This window comes from uncultured Marinobacter sp. (assembly GCF_913055835.1).
GTDB lineage: Bacteria > Pseudomonadota > Gammaproteobacteria > Pseudomonadales > Oleiphilaceae > Marinobacter.
Map to the genome: position 1 here is coordinate 24,724 of NZ_CAJXKQ010000038.1, position 9,650 is coordinate 34,373.

A 9,650-nucleotide genomic window follows, 5' to 3' on the forward strand; every position below is an offset into this window, starting at 1 on the left:
TCCCATCATTCGACCTTATAGGTACCGGCACTGGAGCCGCCTGTTACTGGCACTTGCGCGTTCGCTTGAATCTCATCCACCACGGCGTTGGAAATGGCCTCGGCCATTTTCTCAACCCAGCTGAAGGGGCCTGTTTCGTTAGCGCCCTGAGCTTTCATTTCATTGATGATCCGGGTTTTCAGCTGACTCTTGCTTAGGGCCATGGCTATTTCCCCGCTGTTACTGTGCTGGACCCGTCACCATGCGGAAGGCCGGTGAAATGGCAGATGTGGCCCGTAGTGACAACGGGATTGCCGTTGTTGTGATGAATCTTCAGAGCGTTGACTTTGCAGGTTCCGGCCACCGCTGTGGTGGCGTTTCCGCCGACGTTGACTGTGGCGTCGCCGGTTATGTTGATGTTCACCTTTCCGGGAAAGCTGGCGACCAGCTCTTTCTTCACATGGTCGTAGGTGATGCTGGCCCCGTCCGGGTACACCCGCTTGTGCTCATCGGCGCTGTCGGAGGGTGCGTTCTGCTTGTATAGCCCGGTCACAATGATTGCCTGGGCCAGGTCGCCAGACGGCGAGAGCAGAACTACTTGTTCTCCAACGGTGGGTGGATCCCATTCCAAACTGGTACCGGTTCTTGCAGATACCCAAGGCTGCCAGCCTGTCAGGTTGTCGCCAGCCTGGACGCGGGCACGCGCGCGCGAAACATCGACTTCGGCCACTTGGCCGATTCGGACAATGTTGTTGATCAGGCGGAAGGCTTCAGCGAGAGTGTTCATGGGGCCAGTTTGTATTTTTGGACCCAACAATAAGAAGCCGTTGACGTTGTAACGGCCAGCGGAACAAAAAGTAGGGCTTAGGGCTGTATGTGTTCCAGGACGCGATCGGCGATGAGCTCCAGATCGCCCCGACCAAAGCCAATCAGTCGGCGTGAAGGGTAATCATAGATCGGGCCGTTTTTGTCCACCTTAGCTCGAAGGCCGTAGTGGTGGATCACGGCGATTCGGGCTGCTGGTCCGGCAAAGGCCAATCCAGCGGAATCCGGGCTGGTTCTGATCTTGAGGTACTTCGCTGTCCTCAACTTGGTAAACATGGCCTTTTTGCGAATCTGGCCGCGTTTACCGCGCAGGTTCCTTTTCTTTCTCGGGTCCCATTTTTCACCATTGGGCCCTTCCTGGGCTTTCATTCGTTCCTGGTTCTCTTTCCGGAGATCCCGGGAAATGGTTTTCATCAGCTTGCGGCGCTCGGCCGGGTCCATCTTTCGCAGCAGTGGCTCTACCCAGCCGGCGAGGGCGTCGATGTCGTCAGTCATCGCCCGGTACCTGTTCGGTCAGGCCGTGGAGGTCCATGATGATCTGCCACTCGGCATCCGGGTTCATTTGCATCTCTGGCTCAGGCAATACGTGCTCGGTCTGGAAACCAGTCTCCAGCGCGGTCACGATCACCCGCTCGGTCACGTTCACAGTGATGCTGATGTCGTAGCTGTTGTTGTTCAGGAGCTCGGCCTCAAAGCTGATGGAGCGTTGCGGATCCGCGCCAGGCTCACGGTATGACAGCCAGGAGAGAATGGGCAGTATCAGGTGGTCAAGATCGCCGCTGTAATCGGTGACGATGATGCGGATAGGCAGGGTATACATGTGGCTGAGGTTTGGACCCTGCCAGAATTCGATGTTTCCATCCTCGATGAAACTCAGAAGCTTATCCGGGTTCCGCTTGAGGTCCGATACATTGGCCAGTATGTGATTTCGGAGATCGGCAAGTTTTTTCATTCTGGCTCCTGCGTGCTCATCTGCTGGGCTATCTGTTCGCAGCTTTCGATCTCGTCCCAGATTTCAGTCATGCGATCGTTCTGGGTGGTGAGTTTGATGCTGTACCGGTCAATCAGATCCAGCAGGTCGCCGTTCTGGTTCATCCACTCTCGGCCCGGGTGACGCTCCCGAATCGCCAGTGCCTTCACGTTGCTGCACACCAGGTATTCCGTTGTCTGGATGTATTGGACCTTTCCGGAGCAGGCGGACAACAACATCAGGGAGCTCAGTGCGAGCCCAGTTACGATAGGCTTCATTTTCTTTCTCCAGTTGGGCCCGGGCTGCCCTTTCAGCCTCAAGGGCAGCGGCCAGATCGGAGCCCTTTGATTCGATTCGTTCGATCCGCTCGGCCAGGCGGTCTCGGGCCTGTGTCATTTCGGTGAGTCTGGCCTGCGTCTGCTTTGCCTCTTGCTCCTGCAGGTTCAGGGCCTCAGTGGTGGATGCCAGTTTTGCGCTGGTTTCCATGTTGTTATCGATGCTGGCCCAAAGGGCACCGCAAAGCGCGGTAATGACCAGGCCGATAACCAGGTAGACCTTCATTCCTGCTTTCTCCCGCTGTTGACATAGAACCCGAACCACGCGGCCGCGCCGGTCCAGATCACGTTCGCGTAGAATTGCTGAGCTGTGGTGGGCATTTCCAGGGCGATGAACCACTGGTGAGTGTCGAAACAGAGCCAGCCGTAAAGGATCACCAGGAGCCTGGGGACTACTCGCCAGGCGTCCAGCTGTTCGGGTGTCAGTTTCACGAGATTCGCCCCACAGCGCGGAACCGGTCATAGGCGGCCGCCATCTTGGTGTCGTACTGGTTTCGGGCGTAGGCGGGGCCGTTGTAACGCTCTGCGAAGGCTGTCCAGTCTCGGTTCTTCAGCGCCTGGTGCAGGGCCTTGTCCTTTTTGATGAACCGGACGAACGCCTCCAGCTGCTCACCTTCGCTGCGGTGCATGGCTTCGGAGAAGACAGCCGCAGAGGCGTAGCCCAGGTGTTGCCAGTGAAAGCCCATGATCTGGAACAGGCCCCAGCTGGCCGATTCAATGCCGGCGGTGCGATCGATAGCGGTGGCCCGGGTGAGCCGGCGCCATTCGGATTCACCGCCGACATAACCACCAGGTTTTTGGTTTACCAGCTCCGGGTGAGCGCTTGCGAGCTGTTCACGCCTGGCGTCAGGAAGGCGTCGATACATGATGTGCCGTTCGAAGAGGATCACGGGTCGGCCAGATGGCAGAAAGCCGGATTCCTTGCTCTCTACCTCGGTCACCGCCTTGATGGCAGCGAGCTGAACGCCCAGCCTGCGGGCCGCGTATTTCAGATCATCCTCACTCAGTAGCTTGTCTGGGCTGATGGTGTTAGCTGGGTCAAGGCGGGCGAGGGTTGCCGGGCCGGCGATGCCGTCGACCATTAAGCCCTGCTGGCGCTGGAAGCGGATGACCGCCTTTTCGGTTTCATCGCCGAACCAGCCGTCCACTTCGAGCTTGGCTCCCGCTTTTACCAGGCGATTCTGCAGATTTTCAACGCCGGTACCGACGTCTCCGTGCTTCAGGATCATGCTTATCCTCCAATCGCCATGGCCACCAGGCGCAGAACTTCAGTTCGAAACATGAGGATCAGCCCGCCAATACCCAGCACCATCCAAATGGCCCCGGCGGCGAACGCCACTTTCCGGGCCAGCTTTTCGACCTTCTCGGTCAGGCTGGTGATGGCGTTGGTGGTGGCTGTTGCGGTTTCGTTAAGGGCATTGACCGTGTCCCGGTTGTCGTGGTCCATGCGCCTGCGAAAAGCGTTCAGAGCGGCGTGGGTTTCACGATGTGCTTCCTGCTGTTCCGATCGCGCCTCCCGGAAGTCATACCGGATCTCGGTCACTGCCTGTTCCAGGGCATTCACTCGCGGGTGCAGTTTCTCCAGGTCTCGGAGCCGGGCGGCCAGATCTTGCGCCACAACTCGGTACAGCTTTTCCTCAGAGGTTTGGTTTTGCGGGCCTGCCACGATCACTCCCAGAGTTGAACGGTCGATTTGGTGGGTTGAGCCGCAACCTCTGGCATTCTGATCAGGGTGCCGGTTGGCAATATCGGTCCCAGATCGGCCAGGCCAGGGTTCGCGGCAAGAACGGACTCAGTGACGCCGGCGGTGTAGCCGTAATAGCGGAAACAGACACGATCAACGGTGTCGCCCTGGATAGTTCGAACCTCGTCCATCAGATCAGCTCCACTGTGGTGCGGTTTGCGCCCCGGATATCGGAAAGAGCCCAGGCAGCGTCACGCCTGAGATCATCACCGGTCAGATCCATGGCCTCGGCCCTGGCTTCCCCTTTCCCTGTGGAGTCGTAATCCCGGTACCGCTCGATCAGGTTGGCCTTGGCCAGACACCAGACTGCCCGAAGGTATAGGCGGACATTTGTGCCCGATGGTTGCCAGTCGGCATCTGGCACGTTTTCCAAGCTGTCGAAGCCGAGATCCTTCTGCGAAGTCATGTAATCGGCCAGAGAGCGGTTGGCATCGAACATCGCGGCCTCTAGGGCGTGCTGGGCTCGCTCGTCGGTGACGGTGCCGTCCAGGCGCATCGAATCGCGGAATTCCTGAAGGTTCAGGTCCGGGAAAAAAGCTGCGTTGGTGATGATGACGGGTTCGGTGGTGCCACCGGCTGCGATCAGGCTCATACTGCCTCCGGGTGAAGGCGGTGGACGGGGCCGTAGAGCTTCCGGCGTGGCCTTGGCTCAGGGCCCCGTGCCGCCTGGCGTCGGGGTGCCGACTCGGGTCCGGTTATTGGCCGGAATTCTTGAGTTCCTTTTTCAGGCGCTCGATGTCCTTCTTCACGCCGATCTTGTCGTTCAGCTTCAGCGCCCGCTCATAGGCGACGACTGCGGCTTCGGTGTGACCGGTGTTGTCCAGAATCGAACCTTCAGCCTTGAAGAGCTTCGCCTTTACCTGGTCGTGCATGTCCGCATCCGCGAACAGCGCCAGGCAACGTTGGAGCTGTTCCAGAACCTCTTCCTGGTTCTCTGCTTCCTTATCCAGCTTCAGGGCAAAGTCGGCCACTTCCTCAGAGACGAGGGCCGCGGTGCTGCGCTGGTACCGGTCCGGCGTTTCCAGTCCGTGATTGGCGGCGTACTCGGCAATATCCATTGCCGTTTTCAGCTCGCCCACGTCCAGGTACCAAACCATCAGAGTCATCAGCACATCGTCCTGCTGACCTTTGCCACCTTCCAGAACGCCTTGAACGTAGCTTTCGTAGTTCGGCAGGAGCTCCCGCTTCGCTTCGATCTTTCGCTCAATGCTCTGGATGTCGGACAGGCGCCGGATATCCTCGACGATCGCGGCCTTGTGCAGCTCATAGGAATCTCCTTGAGGCCTGGCTGGCGTGGCCTGCGATGCCTCTGCCTTCGCACGGGCACGGTCGAAGTGCTTGCGGGCAGGGCTCGGCCGGGGTTTTCCACCCTCTCCACGGTTGTAGGGGTTGGGCCGTTCCTTGCCCGGGGCTTCTGCCCGTTCCTGGTCTTTGGCCTTGGCTTCCTGCTGGGCCTTTTCCAAATCCTCGGCCGCAGCCGCCTCGCGGGCGGCGCGGACCTGTTCAAAGCGTTTCTTTGCTGGGCTGACCATTACGTCCCCCTTACACCATCGTGATGTTTTCAACGACTGCGCCGGCACCGAAGTCCTCGATCACGTAGGCATCGTTGGAGGACTCGAAGTTCTCGATGCGGTTACGGCGCGGGTTGTCGATGATGTGACGGCGGCGGCCACCTTGCTGCCAGTAGATGGACAGGTTCTCCAGGGTGGTGATCATCAGGGTGCCGTCCGGGATGTACGGCACCTGAATGCCCTGCAGGCCGCCGATGCGCTTCTGGCTCACCAGCAGATCCAGTGCCTGCTGTTCGGTCGGGGCGTTGGACTGGTTGATCAGCGGGAAGTACTTGTCGGACATCAGAGTGCGTCCGACCAGAACCACCATGTCCGGATTCTCGCGATACCAGGGATCAACCATGCTGTTCAGAACATCGAAGACCAGAGCGTCGAGGTTCTTGTAGTCGCCGGTGTCGCCAATGGTTACTTGGCCAGAGGATGCAACCACCTCGTTCAGGACGCGCTCGGCAGCCTGCTCGCGATAATGCTGGAGCCAGCCCTTGTTCACATCCTGCAAGAGCGGGTTGGTAGAACGATTGGTGGCGGCTGCCGCGCTGGTGCCATTCCAGCCGATCATGATGCGGTCCAGGGCCTGCTGGCGAACGATGGCATCACGCAGCATGGCCTGGAAGTTCGGGAACTTCGCCCAGGCATCGATCTTGGAGTAGGGCACGGCGGTGTCGAACTCGGTCAGGAAACACTCGTAACCATTGCCGGTGGTATCACTGACGTCGGACGGGGTCCGATCGTTGGCGCTGACGTCGGTACGGCCGGCGATGGTGGAGCCAACGCCCAGGCCAACCTTCTCGCCCTTGATCTCGTCCACACCGATCATGTTGATCCGACCCAGGAAATCACTGGATTCCTGCATGCGGCGTTCCAGCGTTTGCTGGACGGTGGGAGTGACCGCGAAGGCCTCGGCGGCGGATTCAACGCCATTCAGCTTCGCGATCTGCTGCCGAAGCTTGTTGAACTGTACTCGGGATTCATTGCGCATAGTCTGACTTCCTTCAGCAGTCGGTGAGGATTGCGTTTTCGCCACCGGTGGCGGGCGGACGCTGGCTGTGGTTGTGGGGGGATTTCTCCAGCTGGGTCTTCAGTTCGTTGAACTGCTGTTCCAGCGTTTCGTGGTCCTTCTTCAGCTGGCTGTAATGCCCCTGGGTTTTCTCCAGTTCGCTCCGCAGCTCCTGCGCTTCGGATACGAACAGGCCCAGCGTGCTCTCCAGATCCTTTTTGAAGTCGGCGAATTTGGCGGCGCCGGCTTCCCGGTGCTTGGTGAACAGAGCCTTCACCTTTTCGAACAGGCTGGGCTCTTCCGGGTCGCTGTCGGATTCGCCACCGGTTTCTTCGGTGAAGTCCAACTCGGTTTCCAGGGCAGCGGTGAACAGGTTTTCCGGGCGTTGCTTTCGGTCGTTCAGCGGGTTGGTTTTGGCGCTGGCACTGAACTGAAGCATCTCGGTACCGAGGGACGCTGGGGAGTCGGTGACGGCCAGACCTACCAGGTAGGCTTCGCCGGTATCTGAGAATTCCGGATCCACCTCGATGGAGGTGTAAATCTTCTGACGCTCCTTGTTCATGCTGACCAGGTCGTTGGTCGGCTCGATCTGGGCAAAGAGCTCCATCTTGCCGTCGGCGTTCTCTTCAGCCCGAAGTGCGTGGACATCACCCAGGGCTTTGAAAGGGCCATCGGCAAACATGCCGCGCATGTGCTCCAGCCAAACCCGGGCACCGTACTTCTGCGGGTTGAAGTTCTTGGCCATCTGCTCGATCCACGCCCGGCTGATAGCCCGGCCATCGGTAGTGGCGCCTTCGGTGGCCACTCGGAACCATTTTTTCATGTTGCCTCTCCAGTGCCTGTTGGGCGATGCTTACTCAGTTGTCATGCAAGTGCCCCCAGATTCGTGGGAAGGGCATTCAATGCCAACCTGCCGCCTTTGTGTCGATTCCCCATACAAAACACCGCACGCTGAACCCTCGCGCGCAGCCTTTACGCTGGCTGCATGGATAAAGTCGTCGAATCGGAATACAGAGAACAGTTCGTCTCCGCCCGCACTCTGCTGTGGATGGGGTGGCGGCCTTCGCGCATTGCGGAGCACCTGGACATTAGCCCGCAGCTGATCAACGCCTGGCGAAAGCGATTCAAATGGGACGACGCTCCACCGATGGAACGGGTGGAGAGTTCGCTTGAATCTCGGATGATTCAGCTGATCTTCAAGGACCCGAAGGAAGGGAAGGACTACAAGGAAATCGATCTGCTAGGACGGCAGTTCGAACGGTTGGCTCGTGTCCATAAGTATGAGGAGACCGGCCGCGAATCGGATCTGAACCCGAAGATCCAGGAGCGGAACCGGGCGCCCAGAAAGGCCAAGAACGATATCGGCGAGGAAGGCCTGGAACTGATCGAAAAAGCCTTCGATGAATCGCTTTTCGACTACCAGCACAAGTGGAAGGTGGCGGGCCTTACCCAACGGATCCGGAACATTCTGAAGTCACGCCAGATCGGTGCAACCTGGTACTTTGCCCGGGAAGCGATCGTGGATGCGTTCCACACCGGCAAAAACAAGATCTTCCTCAGTGCCTCGAAGGCCCAGGCCCATGTTTTCCGGCAGTACATCGTCCAGTTCATCAAGGACACTTGCGGGGTTGAACTTCGAGGCGATCCGCTGGTGCTGCCCAATGGCGCCACCCTATATTTTCTCGGTACCAACGTCCGAACCGCCCAGAGTTACCACGGCGATCTGTACATGGATGAGTACTTCTGGATCCAGAACTTCCAGGAGTTCCGGAAGGTGGCCTCCGGCATGGCCATGCACAAGAAGTGGAGCCAGACCTATTTCTCCACACCTTCCGCGATCACCCATGATGCCTACCCATTCTGGACCGGTGACCTGTTCAACAAACGCCGGGCCAAGGATAAGCGAGTAAGCATCGACACTTCCCATGCGGCACTTGCCAATGGTATGGCGTGTGGTGATGGCCAATGGCGCCAGATCGTTACCGTCGAAGATGCCATGGCAGGTGGGTGCGACCTGTTCGATATCGACCAGCTGCGCCTCGAGTACTCCGATGATGAATACGCGAACCTGCTGATGTGCCAGTTCGTGGATGACACCCACGCCGTGTTCCCCTTGGCCAAGCTGCAGCGCTGCATGGTGGACAGTTGGGTGGAATGGCGAGACCTGAAGCCGTACACCGATCGACCGCTCGGTGATGGTGCGGTCTGGATTGGTTACGATCCGGCAGGCGGCAGCGAGGATGGAGACGGCGCCGGTGTTGCCGTGGTGTCTCCATCAAGATCCAACCTCAAGCCCCACCGGGTAATCGAGAAACAGCGCTTCCGGGGCCTGGACTATGAACAGCAGGCCGAGGAGATCCGCAAGCTCACTCATCGCTACAACGTCGCCTACATCGGCATCGATACCACCGGCCTGGGTGAAGCTGTCGCCGAGTTAGTGGAGAAGTTCTTCCCCGCGGTAACACGATTCAACTACAGCCCGGATGTTAAAGCCCGTCTGGTGATCAAAACCCAGAACATCATCGACCGCGGCCGCCTCCAGTTTGACGCCGGCTGGAGCGATCTGGCCCAGAGCTTTATGGCAATCCGCCGGGGGATGACCGATTCCCAACGCCACATCACATACAAATCCGGCCGTCGTGAAGACACCGGCCACGCCGATCTGGCATGGGCGGTAATGCACGCACTGGCAAATGAACCCCTCGAAGGGCCAACCGAACAAGGTGGCAGCATGATGGAGATTTATTGATGACCAAACCGCACGTTGAAGCTTTCACCTTCGGTGACCCGGTACCGGTAATGGACCGGTATGACATGCTGTATACCGGCTGCTGGATGGCTGGCATGGATTATTACGAACCGCCGGTGGATCAATCGGCGCTCGCAAAGTCTTACCGCGCCACCGCTCACCATGGCAGTGCGCTCCAGGTGAAGCGGAACATCCTGGTGAAGTCCTTCCAGCCTACCCAGTACCTGAGCCGGCAGGATTTCTCTCGCATGGCGCTGGATTACCTGGTGTTCGGCAACCTCTATGGTGAGCAGCTGACCAACCGGCTTGGCAACCTGGTACGGATCCGGCCTGCTCTGGCGAAGTACTGCCGGCGCGGTGTTGAGGAGGATCAGTACTGGTGGGTTCACGACTGGGAGCAGAAACAGGAGTTTCCTCGAGGAAGCATCGTTCATCTGATGGAGCCGGATATCGACCAGGAACTCTATGGCGTTCCGGATT

15 protein-coding genes and 1 pseudogene are annotated in these 9,650 nt (G+C 58.7%); 2 read left to right on the top strand and 14 right to left on the bottom strand.

The genetic code is table 11. From position 1 onward, the window contains the following. Positions 1-5: 5 nt before the first annotated feature. The 14 genes from QZ534_RS16600 to QZ534_RS16665 all read right to left on the bottom strand — a co-directional run bounded on the left by QZ534_RS16600 (position 6) and on the right by QZ534_RS16665 (position 7,244). Positions 6-203, bottom strand: coding sequence for a hypothetical protein (locus QZ534_RS16600; protein WP_108019149.1), 198 nt, complete (start codon positions 201-203; stop codon positions 6-8). A gap of 2 nt (positions 204-205) precedes the next feature. Next, positions 206-766 carry a phage baseplate assembly protein V gene (locus tag QZ534_RS16605; protein ID WP_108019150.1) on the bottom strand — a complete coding sequence of 187 codons (561 nt, stop codon included), beginning with the start codon at positions 764-766 and terminating at the stop codon, positions 206-208. 77 nt (positions 767-843) lie between these two features. Further along, positions 844-1,299: a phage virion morphogenesis protein gene (locus tag QZ534_RS16610; RefSeq protein WP_296936023.1), complete on the bottom strand. Its 456-nt coding sequence runs from the start codon at positions 1,297-1,299 to the stop codon at positions 844-846. Beyond that, on the bottom strand, positions 1,292-1,756 hold the full coding sequence (locus QZ534_RS16615) for a phage tail protein (RefSeq protein ID WP_296936024.1): 465 nt from the start codon (positions 1,754-1,756) through the stop codon (positions 1,292-1,294). Before QZ534_RS16615 ends, QZ534_RS16610 begins: the two co-directional genes overlap by 8 nt. Continuing rightward, positions 1,753-1,899: a hypothetical protein gene (locus tag QZ534_RS16620; protein WP_296936026.1), complete on the bottom strand. Its 147-nt coding sequence runs from the start codon at positions 1,897-1,899 to the stop codon at positions 1,753-1,755. The genes QZ534_RS16615 and QZ534_RS16620 overlap by 4 nt, the downstream gene beginning before the upstream one ends. Continuing rightward, positions 1,865-2,335, bottom strand: coding sequence for a hypothetical protein (locus tag QZ534_RS16625; protein WP_296936028.1), 471 nt, complete (start codon positions 2,333-2,335; stop codon positions 1,865-1,867). Before QZ534_RS16625 ends, QZ534_RS16620 begins: the two co-directional genes overlap by 35 nt. Further along, positions 2,332-2,541, bottom strand: coding sequence for a hypothetical protein (locus tag QZ534_RS16630; RefSeq protein ID WP_296936029.1), 210 nt, complete (start codon positions 2,539-2,541; stop codon positions 2,332-2,334). Before QZ534_RS16630 ends, QZ534_RS16625 begins: the two co-directional genes overlap by 4 nt. Beyond that, positions 2,538-3,338 carry an N-acetylmuramidase family protein gene (locus tag QZ534_RS16635; protein WP_296936031.1) on the bottom strand — a complete coding sequence of 267 codons (801 nt, stop codon included), beginning with the start codon at positions 3,336-3,338 and terminating at the stop codon, positions 2,538-2,540. Before QZ534_RS16635 ends, QZ534_RS16630 begins: the two co-directional genes overlap by 4 nt. Positions 3,339-3,340: 2 nt before the next feature. Continuing rightward, the gene (locus QZ534_RS16640) at positions 3,341-3,775 is read right to left on the bottom strand and encodes a hypothetical protein (RefSeq protein ID WP_296936033.1); all 435 of its coding nucleotides are present in this window, start codon (positions 3,773-3,775) and stop codon (positions 3,341-3,343) included. 2 nt (positions 3,776-3,777) lie between these two features. Beyond that, positions 3,778-3,987, bottom strand: coding sequence for a tail protein X (locus tag QZ534_RS16645; protein ID WP_366935827.1), 210 nt, complete (start codon positions 3,985-3,987; stop codon positions 3,778-3,780). Then, the gene (locus QZ534_RS16650) at positions 3,984-4,445 is read right to left on the bottom strand and encodes a head completion/stabilization protein (RefSeq protein ID WP_296936037.1); all 462 of its coding nucleotides are present in this window, start codon (positions 4,443-4,445) and stop codon (positions 3,984-3,986) included. The genes QZ534_RS16645 and QZ534_RS16650 overlap by 4 nt, the downstream gene beginning before the upstream one ends. A 103-nt stretch (positions 4,446-4,548) precedes the next feature. After that, on the bottom strand, positions 4,549-5,385 hold the full coding sequence (gpM, locus tag QZ534_RS16655; protein ID WP_296936039.1) for a phage terminase small subunit: 837 nt from the start codon (positions 5,383-5,385) through the stop codon (positions 4,549-4,551). A 10-nt stretch (positions 5,386-5,395) separates the two neighbouring features. Further along, positions 5,396-6,403, bottom strand: a complete 1,008-nt coding sequence (locus QZ534_RS16660) for a phage major capsid protein, P2 family (RefSeq protein WP_296936041.1) — start codon at positions 6,401-6,403, stop codon at positions 5,396-5,398. Between the two features lie 13 nt (positions 6,404-6,416). Continuing rightward, complete coding sequence (locus QZ534_RS16665; RefSeq protein WP_296936043.1) at positions 6,417-7,244, bottom strand: GPO family capsid scaffolding protein; 828 nt, start codon at positions 7,242-7,244, stop codon at positions 6,417-6,419. 162 nt (positions 7,245-7,406) lie between these two features. On the opposite strand from QZ534_RS16665, the gene QZ534_RS16670 reads away from it, so the two are divergent. Together QZ534_RS16670 and QZ534_RS16675 are read left to right on the top strand one after the other, a co-directional pair. Continuing rightward, positions 7,407-9,170 (top strand): terminase family protein, encoded by a 1,764-nt coding sequence (locus QZ534_RS16670; RefSeq protein WP_199453313.1) that lies wholly within the window; start codon positions 7,407-7,409, stop codon positions 9,168-9,170. Then, positions 9,170-9,650, top strand: a pseudogene (locus tag QZ534_RS16675) (capsid portal protein); the annotation flags it as partial. The gene QZ534_RS16670 and the pseudogene QZ534_RS16675, both read left to right, overlap by 1 nt.

Excerpts from the sequence above, each read along its gene's own strand:
- QZ534_RS16600 (WP_108019149.1), bottom strand. The coding sequence starts at position 203 with ATGGCCCTAAGCAAGAGTCAGCTGAAAACCCGGATCATCAATGAAATG.
- QZ534_RS16605 (WP_108019150.1), bottom strand. The coding sequence starts at position 766 with ATGAACACTCTCGCTGAAGCCTTCCGCCTGATCAACAACATTGTCCGA.
- QZ534_RS16610 (WP_296936023.1), bottom strand. The coding sequence starts at position 1,299 with ATGACTGACGACATCGACGCCCTCGCCGGCTGGGTAGAGCCACTGCTG.
- QZ534_RS16615 (WP_296936024.1), bottom strand. The coding sequence starts at position 1,756 with ATGAAAAAACTTGCCGATCTCCGAAATCACATACTGGCCAATGTATCG.
- QZ534_RS16620 (WP_296936026.1), bottom strand. The coding sequence starts at position 1,899 with ATGAACCAGAACGGCGACCTGCTGGATCTGATTGACCGGTACAGCATC.
- QZ534_RS16625 (WP_296936028.1), bottom strand. The coding sequence starts at position 2,335 with ATGAAGGTCTACCTGGTTATCGGCCTGGTCATTACCGCGCTTTGCGGT.
- QZ534_RS16635 (WP_296936031.1), bottom strand. The coding sequence starts at position 3,338 with ATGATCCTGAAGCACGGAGACGTCGGTACCGGCGTTGAAAATCTGCAG.
- QZ534_RS16650 (WP_296936037.1), bottom strand. The coding sequence starts at position 4,445 with ATGAGCCTGATCGCAGCCGGTGGCACCACCGAACCCGTCATCATCACC.
- gpM (WP_296936039.1), bottom strand. The coding sequence starts at position 5,385 with ATGGTCAGCCCAGCAAAGAAACGCTTTGAACAGGTCCGCGCCGCCCGC.
- QZ534_RS16660 (WP_296936041.1), bottom strand. The coding sequence starts at position 6,403 with ATGCGCAATGAATCCCGAGTACAGTTCAACAAGCTTCGGCAGCAGATC.
- QZ534_RS16665 (WP_296936043.1), bottom strand. The coding sequence starts at position 7,244 with ATGAAAAAATGGTTCCGAGTGGCCACCGAAGGCGCCACTACCGATGGC.
- QZ534_RS16670 (WP_199453313.1), top strand. The coding sequence starts at position 7,407 with ATGGATAAAGTCGTCGAATCGGAATACAGAGAACAGTTCGTCTCCGCC.